The sequence below is a fragment of the Nitrosopumilaceae archaeon genome (assembly GCA_035631875.1).
Lineage (GTDB): Archaea > Thermoproteota > Nitrososphaeria > Nitrososphaerales > Nitrosopumilaceae > TA-20.
In genome coordinates this window covers 172822-187948 of record DASQHX010000010.1, presented here as the reverse complement: position 1 = coordinate 187948, position 15127 = coordinate 172822, and the positions used below count along the sequence as shown (strand labels likewise).

17 protein-coding genes are annotated in these 15127 nt (G+C 36.2%); 7 read left to right on the top strand and 10 right to left on the bottom strand.

Annotated features, from left to right (window positions below; translation table 11 throughout):
* Window positions 1-70: 70 nt before the first annotated feature.
* Window positions 71-988 (top strand): hypothetical protein, encoded by a 918-nt coding sequence (locus VEU72_06040; GenBank protein ID HYL66695.1) that lies wholly within the window; start codon window positions 71-73, stop codon window positions 986-988.
* Window positions 989-1071: 83 nt separating this feature from the next.
* On the opposite strand, the gene VEU72_06035 is transcribed toward VEU72_06040, so the two are convergent.
* Window positions 1072-2007 carry an ABC transporter ATP-binding protein gene (locus tag VEU72_06035; protein HYL66694.1) on the bottom strand — a complete coding sequence of 312 codons (936 nt, stop codon included), beginning with the start codon at window positions 2005-2007 and terminating at the stop codon, window positions 1072-1074.
* 85 nt (window positions 2008-2092) lie between these two features.
* On the opposite strand from VEU72_06035, the gene VEU72_06030 reads away from it, so the two are divergent.
* From VEU72_06030 to VEU72_06020, 3 genes are all read left to right on the top strand, one after another.
* Complete coding sequence (locus tag VEU72_06030; protein ID HYL66693.1) at window positions 2093-2602, top strand: transcription elongation factor NusA; 510 nt, start codon at window positions 2093-2095, stop codon at window positions 2600-2602.
* 10 nt (window positions 2603-2612) lie between these two features.
* Complete coding sequence (aspS, locus tag VEU72_06025; GenBank protein HYL66692.1) at window positions 2613-3902, top strand: aspartate--tRNA(Asn) ligase; 1290 nt, start codon at window positions 2613-2615, stop codon at window positions 3900-3902.
* 112 nt (window positions 3903-4014) lie between these two features.
* Window positions 4015-4275, top strand: a complete 261-nt coding sequence (locus VEU72_06020) for a hypothetical protein (protein ID HYL66691.1) — start codon at window positions 4015-4017, stop codon at window positions 4273-4275.
* On the opposite strand, the gene VEU72_06015 is transcribed toward VEU72_06020, so the two are convergent.
* The 5 genes from VEU72_06015 to ilvB all read right to left on the bottom strand — a co-directional run bounded on the left by VEU72_06015 (window position 4268) and on the right by ilvB (window position 9759).
* The gene (locus VEU72_06015) at window positions 4268-5284 is read right to left on the bottom strand and encodes an isocitrate/isopropylmalate dehydrogenase family protein (protein ID HYL66690.1); all 1017 of its coding nucleotides are present in this window, start codon (window positions 5282-5284) and stop codon (window positions 4268-4270) included. The two genes, VEU72_06020 and VEU72_06015, sit on opposite strands and share 8 nt — an antisense overlap.
* A gap of 86 nt (window positions 5285-5370) precedes the next feature.
* Complete coding sequence (locus VEU72_06010; GenBank protein ID HYL66689.1) at window positions 5371-5985, bottom strand: rhomboid family intramembrane serine protease; 615 nt, start codon at window positions 5983-5985, stop codon at window positions 5371-5373.
* A gap of 78 nt (window positions 5986-6063) precedes the next feature.
* Window positions 6064-7581, bottom strand: a complete 1518-nt coding sequence (locus tag VEU72_06005) for a 2-isopropylmalate synthase (protein HYL66688.1) — start codon at window positions 7579-7581, stop codon at window positions 6064-6066.
* On the bottom strand, window positions 7571-8062 hold the full coding sequence (ilvN, locus tag VEU72_06000; protein ID HYL66687.1) for an acetolactate synthase small subunit: 492 nt from the start codon (window positions 8060-8062) through the stop codon (window positions 7571-7573). The genes VEU72_06005 and ilvN overlap by 11 nt, the downstream gene beginning before the upstream one ends.
* An 8-nt stretch (window positions 8063-8070) precedes the next feature.
* Complete coding sequence (ilvB, locus tag VEU72_05995) at window positions 8071-9759, bottom strand: biosynthetic-type acetolactate synthase large subunit (protein ID HYL66686.1); 1689 nt, start codon at window positions 9757-9759, stop codon at window positions 8071-8073.
* Between the two features lie 208 nt (window positions 9760-9967).
* Here ilvB and VEU72_05990 point away from each other — a divergent pair, with 208 nt between their 5' ends.
* A complete protein-coding gene (locus VEU72_05990) occupies window positions 9968-10444 on the top strand; it encodes a hypothetical protein (GenBank protein HYL66685.1) in 477 nt (158 codons plus the stop codon).
* Here the strand turns inward: VEU72_05990 and lsrF are convergent.
* Window positions 10441-11322 (bottom strand): 3-hydroxy-5-phosphonooxypentane-2,4-dione thiolase, encoded by an 882-nt coding sequence (lsrF, locus tag VEU72_05985; protein ID HYL66684.1) that lies wholly within the window; start codon window positions 11320-11322, stop codon window positions 10441-10443. The genes VEU72_05990 and lsrF overlap by 4 nt on opposite strands.
* A 22-nt stretch (window positions 11323-11344) precedes the next feature.
* The gene (locus tag VEU72_05980) at window positions 11345-12388 is read right to left on the bottom strand and encodes a zinc-dependent dehydrogenase (protein HYL66683.1); all 1044 of its coding nucleotides are present in this window, start codon (window positions 12386-12388) and stop codon (window positions 11345-11347) included.
* A 150-nt stretch (window positions 12389-12538) separates the two neighbouring features.
* On the opposite strand from VEU72_05980, the gene VEU72_05975 reads away from it, so the two are divergent.
* Both VEU72_05975 and VEU72_05970 read left to right on the top strand, forming a co-directional pair.
* Window positions 12539-12997, top strand: a complete 459-nt coding sequence (locus tag VEU72_05975; protein ID HYL66682.1) for a redoxin domain-containing protein — start codon at window positions 12539-12541, stop codon at window positions 12995-12997.
* A 52-nt stretch (window positions 12998-13049) separates the two neighbouring features.
* A complete protein-coding gene (locus tag VEU72_05970) occupies window positions 13050-13601 on the top strand; it encodes a pyruvoyl-dependent arginine decarboxylase (protein HYL66681.1) in 552 nt (183 codons plus the stop codon).
* Here the strand turns inward: VEU72_05970 and VEU72_05965 are convergent, their stop codons facing one another.
* Window positions 13602-14792: a hypothetical protein gene (locus tag VEU72_05965; protein ID HYL66680.1), complete on the bottom strand. Its 1191-nt coding sequence runs from the start codon at window positions 14790-14792 to the stop codon at window positions 13602-13604.
* 32 nt (window positions 14793-14824) lie between these two features.
* Window positions 14825-14980 carry a hypothetical protein gene (locus tag VEU72_05960; GenBank protein HYL66679.1) on the bottom strand — a complete coding sequence of 52 codons (156 nt, stop codon included), beginning with the start codon at window positions 14978-14980 and terminating at the stop codon, window positions 14825-14827.
* Between the last annotated feature and the right edge of the window lie 147 nt (window positions 14981-15127).

The window sequence follows — 15127 nt, the reverse complement described above, 5'->3', positions numbered from 1 at the left end:
ATCAAGCGATCATTATCGTCAAAATCTCATTATCGCAAGGTTTTAAAACCCATGAAATATGATAGAAATCGTGCAAAAAAAGATACTAGCCGGTTTAATGATTATTGTAATGTTTGGATTTAGCGGTCAATACCTTGTCAATTTGGCATCTGCTGATGATAGCCAAAGTACCATTCAACAGAATGCAGCTATTGGAGCTGCAAGGGCACTACAGAAATATTCTGATACTCATGTATTGCCATTAGATCAAAGTACTAACTATGCTGGTTCAACAAGTACTACAACTGATGAAACTGTGTTAGTTGATAGAAATGTAAACATTGCAAACGGTCAAATATATTCACAAGCAAAGGGTATGACAATCTTTAGCGAGATTCATGTTTTAGGCTTAGACAAATTTTCTACAGGTTATGCAGGTCTAACAAGCACTTCTACTGATGAGACGGTACACATGGATAGAAATACTCAGATTGCACTGTCAATGGCACAAATGGATAAAAACAATTACAAAATAGCGCTAGCATTAGCAAGTCTAAGTCCACACTATGTTGGTATAGATCAAGTTTCAACAACTGATGAGAATGCACGAAACAGAAATGTGTTGATACAACAAGGGATAGCAACACTGGAACAACAAAATACTGATTTGGCAGCTCAATTGGCAAGTTTGACTACAAACTATGCTAGCTTAACAAGTGTTTCAACTGATGAGAATGGAAGAGATAGACAAGCATATATTGAAAAAACTTTGGCAGATTCTGAAGCAAGAGCAATAGCACTACTTGATGAAATGAATGTAGCATCTGGTTCACATTATGTTGGTATAGATCAAGTTTCAACAACTGATGAGAATGCACGAGACAGAAATGTGTTGATTGCACAAGGCATGGATGTAATAAATCAAAAAATAGCTGGTTGCTATGATGCTGCACATCCATCAACATGTAATATCGGTACAGGCGCAAATTACACACAATACGCACCGTAGTGATTTTTTAAAATTATTAAATAATATTAACAATTGAATACTGCGTTTTGTTATGAGTTGCTAGAACAAATATTCCCATAAAATTATTCATAGAGCCAACACAAAACATACCCAGAGTCTGTTTTAATTTTAGGTGGTTCCTTTTTACATTTTTCCATTGCGTGTGGACATCTTTCATAAAATCTACATCCTTCCGAAGAATTTATCAAACTAGGAGGATTTCCACGGATGAATTTTGGCTTTTTATTTTCTTTCAGTGATGGTATGGATTCAAGTAGGCCTTGTGTGTATGGATGTCTTGGATTTTTGTAAATTTCCGATGAATTGCCAAACTCTACCATCTTGCCGCCATACATTACCCCAATTTTTTCAGCAATTTCAGATATTATTGCCAAGTCATGTGTGATTAACATAATGCTCATTCCATTTTTTTTCAGTTTTTTGAGTAGATTGATAATCTGTGCTTGTACGAGCACATCTAAGGCAGTTGTTGGTTCATCAGCAATTACAAATTTTGGATTTAAAAGAAGCGCCATTGCAATGACAATCCTTTGTTTCATGCCTCCACTAAGCTCGTGAGGAAATTTTTTTAATATAGAATTATTGAGGCCAACAGAGATTAGGGTTTCAGAAGATTTCACATTAAAGTCACCTGGATATTTATGCTGCTTTAAAATTTCATGTAATTGTTGTTCTATTGTGAACACGGGATCTAACGAATTCATGGCTCCCTGAAATATCATGGCAATTTCTTTCCACCGATATTTTTTTGTAAATTCTGATTCTGGTATTTTAATTATGGATTTGCCTTCAAATAATATGTCCCCTAAAACCACTCTGCCACCTTGAAGTGATCTCATTATGGAAAGTCCAAGGGTACTCTTTCCACATGCACTTTCGCCAGCAATTCCAATAGATTCACCATTTTCTAAAAAAAAACTTACGTCATCTACTGCATGAATAATCCCTGTATGTGTTTTGTATTGTGTTTTAAGACCAGTTACAGAAATGTAATGCATCGATCATTTTAGATCAATGATCTAAATGTGGGTTTTGGAAGAAGGGGTTATATTCTAGTTTTAGTAAGTTAAAAAACCGATTTACTTGAGAACGCCAATTTGTACTTTTGATGCCATGAATGGTATTCTTTGTCCGCAATGTGAGTCAAAACTAGATTCGGGGAAATTAACTAAAACAGATGTGGAAGCAGCAATCAAACTGGTACATCTTTCACAAAAAATACCTCAAATTGAAAAATTTACTCTTAATTCATGTCAGGAATCAACTGGCAACTATGTTTTGTATTTAAGCAGTTCCGATATTATGATGGTAAGACAAAGCAGAGAGCTTTATAGATTACTACAAGGCGAATTTCCAGGAAAGATATGGCTCGTAGAAGAAAGTGCATCTGATAAGAAATTCATTGAAGATCTATTCTTTCCAATCAAAATATTAGCTATTAACCGTGTTTGGGTTCCAGGCGGTATTCAAAAAACAAAAGTGATTGTATCTGGAAAAAGAACACCTAGATTTCCAATTGATACAGATAAGGTAGTCTCCATATCAAAAGACCTACGTGGAATAGAACTTGCAGTAGAGTTCGAGAGAAAATAAGAGTAATCTCATGGATTTCAAAAGAACTCATTACATTGGTCACCTTGAACCTTCTATGATAGGAACAAAGGTTATGGTTGGTGGTTGGATAGAGGACATACGAGAGCTTGGTAAACTTACATTCTTGACTCTGCGTGATGTTACAGGTGTTGCACAAATTGTTCTTGTAGGAAATGAATCACTAGAGCAAGCCAAGGAATTGAATAAACAAAGTGTAGTTAGGATAACTGGTACTGTTCAACAATCAAAAGCCAGAGATTTCCCATTTGAAATTAAATCTGAAAAAGTTGACATCTTGACACTAGCTGTACATCCATTGCCAATAGATCCTATTGGAAGGCTAGAAAGTAATATTGATAACCGGTTAAACGCAAGAGCACTTGATCTTCGTAATCAAAAAACTGCATCTATTTTTAAATTAAGACATCATACACTTGTCTCAATTAGAAAAACACTTACAGAAAATCATTTCATTGAAGTAAATACTCCAAAAATAATTGGCAGTGCGAGTGAAGGAGGAGCAAATCTTTTCTCATTAAAATATTTTGAAAAACAAGCATATCTTGCTCAGAGCCCACAACTTTACAAGGAACAACTTACAATAGGTCTAGAACGCGTTTTTGAAATTGCATCTTATTATAGAGCTGAAAAATCACATACAGTAAGACACCTTACAGAATTTACAAGTGTAGATATTGAAGCTGCATTTATGGATTATTTTGATGTGATGGATATTTTAGAGCGAGTTGTAACTAATGTATTTGATTATACAGAAAAGAACTGTACCATAGAACAAAAGATACTTGGCATTGAAATCAAAAAGCCTTCTACTCCATTTGAACGCCTAACATACAAAAAAGCAATTGAAGAATTATCAAATGATGGAATAAAACTTGAAATTGGAGATGATTTACAGGATTCGCATCTACGTACATTAGGAGAAAGACATCCAGGCTTTTACTTTTTAATTGATTGGCCCATGAAACTAAAACCCTTTTACATACATGAAAAAGACGATGATCCCACCCTGTCTCGTTCATTTGACCTCCAGTACGGATATCTTGAACTCTCTTCAGGCGGTACAAGATTACATGATCCAAAAAAATTAAAATCAAGGCTTGAGGAACAAGGGCTTAATCCTCACCAATTTGCAGATCATCTGAGAGCATTTGACTGGGGCATGCCGCCTCATTCAGGTTGGGGTCTAGGCCTTGATAGATTGATGTCTGTTCTTACAAAAATAGATAATGTTAGAGAAGTTGTCTTGTATCCGCGTGATCCAGAAAGACTTTCTCCATAAAAAGATAAATCTTATTCTGGTGAAAATATCCGTGCAACAGTGTGATTTCTGTGGCTCTGAATTTGGAGACCGTAGATGCTACTTTTGTGAAAAACGTTGTTGTACATCGTGTATGACAGATGATAGGACAAGATGTAAACGTTGTTACATAACAAAAAGAAAACTTGGTTGGAAGATTTTCAAAAGAAACAAAATCCTTCTTGGATTTATAGCATTTGTATGGGCATATACTGTATTTCCAATACCGCTAATTCCTGGTATTGATCCAACGTTTTATTGGGTTTCGTTTGGTGTCGCCGTTCTGATTATGATTCCAGTATGTCTTGCAATGTTTTTTTGGTCACTAGAGCCGCCAAAATCAGATCTTAAGTAATGTTTGAAATTACATGCCTAGCAAATTCACTAGTTGTAATATTGCCACCAATATCCTTTGTCTTTAATCCTTTTTGTACTACACCATATACCGCTGATTCTATTTTTTTTGCTACCGTGAAACATTTCTGATCATTGTTTTTCATTCCGAGCCATTCAAACATCATTTTTGCAGAAAGAATGAATGAAGATGGATTTGCAGCTTGTTTTCCAGCAATATCAAATGCAGCTCCGTGAACAGGCTCAAATAATGCAAAATTATCTCCTATGTTTGCTGCAGGCGCCATACCTAAACCTCCAACCACCTGAGCTGCCTCATCAGATAAAATATCGCCAAACAAATTGGTAGTAACAATTACATCAAACGTTTCTGGCTGCCTAATGAGATTCATGGCACATGCATCTACATACATCTGCTCAAAGTGTATATCCTGAAAGCCTTTCGCTATTTCACTACAAGATCTGGCAAAAAGACCATCTGTTTTTCTCATGACATTGGACTTGTGAACGCATGTGACCTTTCTTTTTTGGTTTCGCTGATCTGCCATTAAAAATGCGTATTTTGCTATACGTTTTGACGCATCTTCTGAAATTGTACGTAAAGCTACTACTGTATTTCCAATATCAAACTCCATGCCCGTGTAAAGGTCCTCTGTATTTTCCCTAACTATGACCAAGTCTATGTTGTCCTTTAGCGCTGGCATGTTAGGGTATGACTTTGCAGGTCTGATGTTTGCATAGAGGTTTAACATTCTTCTTAATACTATGATTACATCTGCGGCACTTTCACCTACTGGAGCCTTCAAGCATGCGTTTGATTTTTTAACAGATTCTAAAGTTGATTCAGGTAACGCTTTTCCTGTTTTTTTTAATGCATTATCACCAGCTTCAAGTTTTTCTATTTTTATTTTTAAATCAAGTTTGTCATTTACTGTTTCTAAAACTTTGATCACAGACTCCGAAATCTCCGGTCCTATACCATCTCCTGTTATGAGAGCAATTTGATACATCAGGTATGACTGTCCTTGCTTGTTAAATAAAATTATGCTTTCTTTTTGTTCAGACTAAAATTCTATGTTGATGATAAAACATAAAATTATTGTGAATAGCTCCAGTATCCCTTTCTTTTTTTACGCTCTATCTCAATTAGTAATTTTGTCAATAGCAATCCAGCTATGAACCCGCCAACATGTGCCATGAACGCTATTGATATTGACGCAAACGAGCCGACAAATGCAAATAGGATCTGTATGGCAAGCCAGTAATATCCTCTGATGTCGCCAAGTGCAGCTGTAATTCCCATTATGCCTGAAATTGCTCCAGACGCTCCAATCAAAACACTTGAACCATTTCCCAAAATGAATGATGCAATAATTCCATGCAGCAATGCGCCTGAGACTCCTGCTGATAAATAAATCAAGAGATATCTGGGTATGCCAATTGATCTTTCTGCAAAGCCTCCCAAATATGCAAGTGCCAAAAGGTTGAATGCAATATGGGCAATATTTGCATGAATGAACATTGAGGAAAATAATCTGATTATGTCATCTGATAAAGGGTGATTGTAGCGAAATAAATTATCGGGAACAAATCCATAGTGGGAAATGATTTGATCTTGCGAATTTGATAAAGTACCATATGCAAAAATCACACCATTTACAATAATCAATAATAATGTGATGGGAGAGGGACTAGATAGTTTAAGAAACATGTTTCTTCAATTATTTGGCAGATAATAAATTGTATAAAACTTAAAATTTCTAAGTGTATTTTTTAAGCCTGATTGCATCTATTTTCCTAAATTTTTCTGCTTGAGAATTTTCTTGAGCATTATTCTGTTTATGCCATCAATCATGGCTTGTACGCTAGTAATTACAATGTCTTCTCCTATTGATTTTGCTGATGCAAGATTACCATATGCATCTTCTACCTTTATTGTTACTTCACAAAGTGCATCAGAGCCACCAGCTATGGAATCTAACTTGTAATCTTTAATTCGTACTTTGGCTATCTCGCCAGTTATTTTTTGAATTGCGTTTATTGATGCGTCTACAGGACCTACACCATAATCAGTTCCGATAAAGTCTTTTCCTTCTATGTTTAATTTGACAAATGCATATGGCATGTTGCCCATACCAGTTGAGACAGAAAATCCTGTAAGATGTACTAGTCTCTTTAGACCTTGTGTTTGCATGACTTCTCCTGTTATTGAAAGCAATTCTACATCAGTGACATGTTTTCCTTGATCTCCAAGTTTTTTTACTCTCTCAAGAATTTCATGAGCTTGTTCCCTTGTTGGTTGAATCCCATATTCTTCAAGCATTGCGGAAACTCCATGAGCACCTGCATGTTTTCCTACTTGGAACCATCTTGTTCTGCCTACAAGTTCTGGACTAATTGGCTCATAGGTCAATGGATTACTCAAAACGCCATGGGTATGTATTCCAGATTCGTGTCCAAAGGCGTTTTCACCAACGATAGCTTTGTTTGGTTGTACGTGAATTCCTACTATGCTGGAGACATACCTTGAGGTCTCATAGAGAAGTTTTGTGTTAATGTTTGTCTCATATTTTTTATCAAATTGTAAGCATTGAAGTGACATTACCAACTCTTCAAGAGATGCATTGCCTGCTCTTTCCCCTATTCCATTTATTGTGACATGTGCACATTGAGCACCTACTTGTATTGAAGAAATTGCATTTGCAACTGCAAGACCAAAATCATTGTGGCAATGTACACTAATTGGTAGATGTGTTGCTTCAATCGCATCTTTAGTTATCTCTGCAATATATCCTGGAGTGGAATATCCCACCGTGTCTGGTATGTCTATTCTATCTGCACCTGCATTTGCAACTTCTTTGAAAACTTTTTTAAGAAAGTCTCTATCAGTTCTTGTTGCATCCTCAGCAGAGAACTCTACCTGCAAACCAAGAGATTTTCCATATTCTACAGCTTCTATTGCTTTTGCCAATGCTTGATCTCGTGATAGTTTTAGTTTGTACTTGAGATGTATGTCTGATGTTGCGATAAATGTGTGGATGTATTTGAGACCTGCTGTAACTGCTGCATCTATGTCTTTTTTATCTGTCCTTGCTAAACCACATATTTCTGCACGAAAATTTGCATTACATATCAACTTGATACCTTGCATTTCTCCATCGGAAATTACTGGAAATCCAGCTTCTATAGCATCAACACCAAGTGCATCTAGCTTTTCTGCAATACCTAGTTTCTGTTCTGGTGTTAGAGCTACTCCAGGTGTTTGTTCACCATCTCTTAGTGTTGTATCAAAAATTCTAATCTTCATTGACACCACCTCTTGAAAGTGCACATATTCCAGTTCTTGCGATTTCTAAAATTCCATACCCTCGCACTAGATCCTCAAATGCATTAATTCTGTCTGGTGTAGCAGTTATCTCTATTATGATTGAGGTCTTTCTCACATCATGAACTTGGCATTTGAAAGCATTTGCAAGATTCATTATTTCCATGCTGTCTGACGGCTTACTTACTTTGATCTTCATGAGTACTAGTTCTCTATATACACTCATCTTCTCTTCTAAGCGTTTTACCTCAACAGTATCGATCAATTTGTCAAGCTGTTTTATTATTTGATTGAGTTGTTTTTCATCAGCAGACGTAGTGATCGTCATTCTGGAGAATTCTGGATTTTCAGTTATACCTACTGAAATGCTATCTATGTTGTAATTTCTTGATCTGAAAAGATTTGTCACTTTAAACAAGACTCCTGGTTTATTCTCTACTAGTACGGAAATTATGGACCACATGGGAATCCCTATGATGGTAGGATCATGTCCTTGAGTGGCGTACCAGGTGCTACAAATGGTAAAACATCTTCTTGTGGATCTATTGGTATGTCAATTACAGTTGCAACATCACTTTTGAGTGCGGTTTGAACAGCTTTGCCAACTTCATCAATCGACTCGGCTCTTATGCCTTGAGCTCCATATGCTTCTGCTAATTTAACATAGTCTGGGCAGTTTTTAAGATCAATTCCGATCATCCTTCGATCGTAAAATGTTCTCTGCCATTGTGCTACCATTCCAAGTGAAAAGTTATTCATCAACAAAACAATTACAGGCAAATTATCCAAAACTGATACGGCAAGTGAATTTTCTGTCATGTTAAAACTACCTTCTCCCGCAATATCTAATACTGGAACACTTGGTTTTGCTGCCTTTGCTCCAATTGCAGCTGGAAATCCCCAACCCATAGTGCCAAGACCTGTTGAACTAAAGAAAGTACCAGGTTGGATGACATCGAAAAATAATGAAGCCCACATCTGATGTTGACCTACTTCTGTAGTTACAATTGATTGATGAGGTAACACTTCTCTTAACTTGCGTAAAATTTTAGCTGCACCAAGTGGATGTGGATGAAGCTTCAAATTTTCTCTATAATAATCCCTAGTTTCATTTACTCGTTTTAACCAAGGATTGTCGTCACCACGCTTGATTGCTTTTTGAACTAGCATCTTTACCATTATTCTCAATGACGCCTTGATGTCTCCTACTACGGCAACAGTTGTTGTTTGATTTTTGCCAATCTCTGCTGGATCTACATCCATATGTATGATTTTTAATCTTTTTTCAAATTCTTCAAATGTTCCGACCGATCTATCTGAAAATCTAGAACCTGCAGCAAGAACACAGTCTGCCTCAACCATCATTTTGTTTGCTTCTGCATGTCCATGCATTCCTATTGGACCAAGTGATAATGGATGATTTTCTGGAAATGATCCTTTTCCTTTAAAAGTAGTTACTACAGGTATCATGAGAAGTTCTGCTATTGATTGTAATTCTGCAAAAGCACTAGAAATTATTACTCCACCACCTGCAAGAATTATTGGCCTTTCTGCTGAGAGAAGCATGTCTATTGCACGTTCAATTTCTCTGATGTCTGGATCTACCCAAGGATGATATCCTCTGACTTTGACCTCGTTTGGAAAATGCATTTCGGCTTCATTTTGCTGTACATCTTTTGGAATATCTATTAAGACAGGACCTGGTCTTCCTGTTGATGAAATGTAAAATGCTTTTTTTACCACTGTTGGAATTTCAGCTGCGTCCATTGGTTGAAAAGCATATTTGACGATTGGGTTTGTAATACCAATAATATCGCTTTCTTGAAATGCATCTTTACCTATCATCTTTGATGGAACTTGTCCAGTGATGGCAATCATTGGAGCAGAATCAGCTTGGGCTGTTGCAATTCCAGTTACAATGTTTGTTGCACCAGGACCTGAGGTTGCAAAACAGACTCCAGGTCTCCTGCTTACTCTCCCAAATCCGTCTGCCATATGTGATGCAGATTGTTCATGTCTTACCAATATGTGGCGAATGTTGCTTTTGTATAACTCGTCATAGATTGGCAAGTTTGCACCTCCGGGTAGCCCGAAGGCTAGCTCCACACCCTCCTTCTCAAGGGCAACCATTAATGATCTAGCACCTGACATTTTTTCCATAAATTTTTCACCAGAAACTAAGCTGTGTTCTTACAGCATAAGGTCGACTAGCAATAGAATACTAGAAATGCTCGCCGATCCTCCTAACTTCATTTCAGTCTATAGAATTTCAACAAGAATAATTTATAAATATTGCTAGAAAAATCGACTAAATTTGTTAAAAACTACCTAGATACATGATAATTATTTCATTATACTTTACTATCACATGACAAAAAATAATGAATTTTGTGTGCTTTTCAAAAAACTTAAACACGAAGCTCCTCAAGCAAAGTTGATTTTGTCTGACAGAGAAGAAATACTGGAAATAATAAAGATTTTTTTTGATGCTGGAAAAACAAAAAATCTTGCACCGTTAGCTGCTATACAACTAAATGATACACGATTTTCGAGCTATAGTGATGTACCTCCATTTGACCTCAAAGATTATGCAACAACAATTGCCTTACAAGAATTAAGGTTTGTTAGCATATCTGATTATGAATATGAAATAATAAATCCCAAGATAGATCTTTTTGAAAACAGTGTAGTCGTTACGTTTCAATTAAGACAAACAGGGATGATAGTCGATAACTATAGTTTCAGAGGACAACACATTTCTATGTTAAGTAGAGCAACGTTTGTTTTGATAAAATCAACTAAGTGGAAAATAGTACATGTGCATCTTTCTAAAATATCAGACTAGTTTGATTTGGTCTTTTTTGATTTTGTCGATTTTGTTTTAGTTTTAGGTTGATCGGTAATTGTTTCAGATGCGGGTTTTGGGTTTTTTTCAATTTCTTTATTTTTGGTAAATATTTCGTGTGCTTCTTTGACAGTAACACGTTGATGTACCAGTGCACGAACTGCCTTTATCATTGGAACTGGATAGTCTGACTGCCAGATGTTTCTTCCCATGTCTACTCCAACAGCACCTGCATGCAGTGCATCATAAGTTAATTGTAATGCATCAAGCTCAGAATCTAGCTTTGGTCCACCTGCTATTATTACAGGTACGGGGCAACTGTTTACTACTTTTTCAAAGTTTTCACAATAATATGTTTTAACAATATGTGCACCAAACTCCGCTGCAATTCTACATGATAATGCAAGATATCTGGCATCGCGTTTTTCAAGTTCTTTTCCAACTGCGGTAACTGCAAGAACAGGTATGCCGTACTCTTCGCCCTCGTCTACAAGCTTTCCTAGATTTATAAGTGATTCATGTTCGTATGGTGCCCCTACAAATATTGATAATGCAAGCGCAGTTGCGTTAAGCCTTATTGCCTCCTTTACGGAAGTGGTTATCTTTTCATTTGAGAGGTCTTTTCCTATGATGCTAGAACCTCCTGAAACTCTAAGGACTATGGGAATAGAATACTTCTCATCAACCGAAGTTCTCAAAATACCTCGTGTCAACATGAGAGAATCTGCATAAGGTAACAACGGCTGGATTGTTTTACGTGGAACTTCAAGGCGCTCTGTTGGACCTAAGAAATAACCATGATCTACTGCTAGCATAACTCCACGACCACTATGTGGTCTGATTATGCGTGCTAGCCTATTTTTTAATCCCCAATCCATATCTTAATGTTCCAAAAAAACCTTAGTTAAGCGTTTCTGAATTTGTTATAATTATTTTCATAGCATCATTTCCTTGATGTGCGTATTCTAACGCTTTTTTTGATTCTGTAAGATCAAATCTATGTGTTATCAGCTTTTTGACTTGTACGCTGTTATCCTGAATTAATCTGAAAGCTATCACGGTATCAGTTTCTGACGCAGCATAGCTTGGAATTATTGTTATTTCCTTAGAGTATACTTTGCTGACATCGAGTTGAAGCTTAGCATCTTTGGTTGGAACACCAAACAAAACTATTGTTCCTCCTTTTCTTACAAACTCTATGGCTTGAGTTATTGCACTAAGACTACCTGTCGCAACAATTGCTATGTCAACCCCTCTATCCTGTGTCTTTGAAAGGATTTTTTCATGGGCCATGGAATCTGTTGATTTTATAGATTCAGTTATTTGAAATTTTTTTGCAAAATCCAATCTGAAATCATTCACATCAAAACAAAAAATTTCATTTAATCCATAAAATTTGCTTAACATTACATGCATCATTCCAGTAGGACCTGCACCAAAAATTGCAACTGAATCTCCTTTTTTTATTTTAATTTTATTCCATGCTCTTATACAACATGCAAGTGGTTCTATCATTGCAGCTTCCTCAAAACTCATGATATCTGGTATTTTTATGACTCCGCCATGAGATACATTCCATTCTGGTACAACAAATTCCTCCGCAAGCCCACATGGAAGAAGATTTGTTTCAGAATATTTCTGACACATGGTTTCATTCCCATGTAAACAAAAATGACACGAATAACAAGGTACATGGTGATGAACGAATACTTTGTCCCCTTTTTTGAAATCTTTGACATTTTCTCCTACCTGTACAATTATTCCTGATGGTTCATGTCCTAGTCTCATTGAGGGTTGACTGTACTGTCCATAGATTTTCTCTAAATCTGAGCCACAGACACCACACGCATGCATCCTAACTGATATTTCACCTCTTTTTACGTCTGGTTTTTCTATGGTTCTTATCTCTACATCTGCTGGACCTTTTACGTACGCTGCTTTCATATTATATTTCTAAAACGCCATGTCTTAATTTTTGTTTGTACTGATTAACTTTCAAAAAGCTTTTCCATATTTTAGATCATTCAATTATAGAATTTTGTATTTCCATAAATGTTCCAAAATAGTATTAAACCAGATAGGAAAATGATATTTATGCACGAAGGAGAGGTAGCACCAGACTTTGAACTACAGGCTAATGATGGCAGTGTGACAAAACTTAGTTATTTTAAGGGCAAAAAAAATACAGTTTTGTGTTTTTATCCTAAAAACCATTTGTTTGCATGTCCATCAAAAAAAGTCTTCAAAATGGCTCAAACTATAGTCTCAGCATATCCTGAGATTGTGGCTATGGATGCTGTATTGTTTGCTATATCTGTGGATACAATTGAGGATCAAAAGAAATTTGTCGAAGAATATAAGATTCCATATTTACATTTAAGTGATCCTAAAAAAGAAACTTGTAAAACTTATGCTGGCCTCAATCTGGCTGGTTTGGCCAAACGTTCTACCTTTGTCATAGACAAAGAAGGAAAAATTGTAAAAATTTTCCGAGAGATTAAGGTTGAATCTCATGGTAAAGAGATTATTGCGTCACTGAAATCCTTGAAATAATTTTCAATATTTCATCCATAAATATTTAAAGATCAGTAAATAGAAATGGATAGTGCTAGATCTAGTTGCAAAAAAATTATTTCTTACCAGAGGTAAGGGTGTTCACCAAGATAAACTAACAAGTTTTGAATATGCACTACGAGATGCTGGCATTTCTGGTACTAACCTAGTTTTGATATCTAGTATTTTCCCACCAGGTGCAAAGTTGATCTCTCGCGCAGAGGGGCTAAAACTGATCCGCCCAGGCAGCGTTCAATTTGTAATTTATTCTAGACAACAAAGTAACGAGCCGCATAGGTTGATGGCTGCCTCTGTTGGAATTGCTGAACCTGCTGATAAAGCCAAATATGGTTATTTATCAGAATATGAATCGTTTGGAGAAACAGAAAAGGAAGCTGGAGACTATGCTGAGGATATTGCAGCACAAATGCTTGCCTCCTCACTTGGAGTAAAATTTGATCTTGAAAAAAGCTGGGACGAAAAAAGAAAACAATGGAAAATTTCAGGAGAAATTTACAAAACAAGAAATATTACACAAAGTGCTATTGGAGATCCAAAAGGACGTTGGACTACAGTTTTTGCGGCAGCAGTCTTAATTCTCTAGTTACCGCTTTCTAAGAAATATGTAAATTGCAACGCCTGCAGCTGCAACAATTCCAATTAAAACGTATGGTGAATAATCTATGTTCGTGGGTTTGACAGGTGTTGGAGTAGGTGTGGTTGAGTTAACTGGGTTTTCAATTCCAGTAGTTCCATTTCCTATGGTTAATGTTAGATCATTTTTACTGGCAGATGTAGTTGTTCCAAAAAGATAGACTGCTGTTATCTGGTTGCCAGAACTTGGATCAAATAACCATCCTGCTTTTGTAAGATCTGATGGAAGTTTTTGTCCATTTCTCACTTGAGTTGGAACAAGATTTCCTCCGTGATCTGTAATTGCTTCTGGCTGATTTGATAATATAGTGATTTGAAGAATTGAGTTTAGAGGGAAAAACCCTGAGTTAAAATAACTTGATCTATCTAGCTTGTCGACTCCAAAAAGATCCAGAGGACTAATTGTAGTTATAGTACTTTTAATTGGAAAACGTTCTGATACTTGAAGTTGATAAATTGATACATCTGTTCTTGGTATTATGGCAAAAGTTACAGATGAATTAGAATTACTTACCATTTTTTTTGCTGCATCCAAAAACCCTCCGGCATCTTTTATTTGTGGAGGTAGTAATATGGAAGTAAAACCATCGAACAAATAATCTGATTTAGAACTTGACATTGTGTATACTATAGAAATTGTCCTATTCCCTGAAACTGCACCAGATGTACCCAACGCATTACTATATTCTCCTTTTGGATTTATGTAGACATTGTTAAACTCAGAATTTAAGTGAAATGCACTGTTAATGTCACCTATCAAACCATCTCCTATTATCTTAGATTGTGTCTGAATTTTTGTAATGTTGTATGATTGTATAAGTGATTGATCATTTATAGTCACCAAAACACACGAATCATATTTTGGAACTCCTTCAACACAGGTCTGTGCATTTGTTATTGTAACAGAGGTAACATTAGCGGTATTGCGTATTTTTTGATCAAGTCCGGTAGGGACACGCATTTCTAATGGACTGGTAGATTCAAGTCCTATGAATGCAGTTGTTTGATTTTGAAATTTTTGATCAACTAGAACTTGGGCTACCTCATGAAATGATGCAAGTTGAGGTTGTTGTGCATATGCACTAAAAACATTGAAAAGTAAAATTGAAAAAACAAGAGAAAAAATAATTATGTATTTCAATAAATGGACTTTTTTAGATCGAACTATTAAGTCTACTCTTGCAATTTTTCAATTTTGATTGCAAATCGTTGAAATGGTTCTTCTGAATAATGATCCTTGCATACAAGAATGGTTTCCTTTGGGTCAGGCCCACAGTCATAAGTAATCAAATATACTGGATCTTTATTGCAACATCTTGGATATTTCACTTGGCCTTTGTACGTGAAATAAAATAAAATAGTTTTAGTTAAGCGATCAGGATTCCAATGGTTTAAATGGTAATTTGTGCTCATTCTTGTTGACATCGGTTCAAACCGCAGGGGAACATGCCTAGCAGCTGGGGGCGCTTGGCTGCT

What these genes read in the sequence shown, in the direction of transcription:
- ilvN (HYL66687.1), bottom strand. Translation starts at nt 8,062, where the DNA reads ATGTGGTCCATAATTTCCGTACTAGTAGAGAATAAACCAGGAGTCTTG.
- ilvB (HYL66686.1), bottom strand. Translation starts at nt 9,759, where the DNA reads ATGGAAAAAATGTCAGGTGCTAGATCATTAATGGTTGCCCTTGAGAAG.
- VEU72_06005 (HYL66688.1), bottom strand. Translation starts at nt 7,581, where the DNA reads ATGAAGATTAGAATTTTTGATACAACACTAAGAGATGGTGAACAAACA.
- VEU72_06035 (HYL66694.1), bottom strand. Translation starts at nt 2,007, where the DNA reads ATGCATTACATTTCTGTAACTGGTCTTAAAACACAATACAAAACACAT.
- VEU72_05975 (HYL66682.1), top strand. Translation starts at nt 12,539, where the DNA reads ATGCACGAAGGAGAGGTAGCACCAGACTTTGAACTACAGGCTAATGAT.
- lsrF (HYL66684.1), bottom strand. Translation starts at nt 11,322, where the DNA reads ATGGATTGGGGATTAAAAAATAGGCTAGCACGCATAATCAGACCACAT.
- aspS (HYL66692.1), top strand. Translation starts at nt 2,613, where the DNA reads ATGGATTTCAAAAGAACTCATTACATTGGTCACCTTGAACCTTCTATG.
- VEU72_05980 (HYL66683.1), bottom strand. Translation starts at nt 12,388, where the DNA reads ATGAAAGCAGCGTACGTAAAAGGTCCAGCAGATGTAGAGATAAGAACC.
- VEU72_06015 (HYL66690.1), bottom strand. Translation starts at nt 5,284, where the DNA reads ATGTATCAAATTGCTCTCATAACAGGAGATGGTATAGGACCGGAGATT.
- VEU72_05990 (HYL66685.1), top strand. Translation starts at nt 9,968, where the DNA reads ATGACAAAAAATAATGAATTTTGTGTGCTTTTCAAAAAACTTAAACAC.
- VEU72_06010 (HYL66689.1), bottom strand. Translation starts at nt 5,985, where the DNA reads ATGTTTCTTAAACTATCTAGTCCCTCTCCCATCACATTATTATTGATT.
- VEU72_06020 (HYL66691.1), top strand. Translation starts at nt 4,015, where the DNA reads ATGACAGATGATAGGACAAGATGTAAACGTTGTTACATAACAAAAAGA.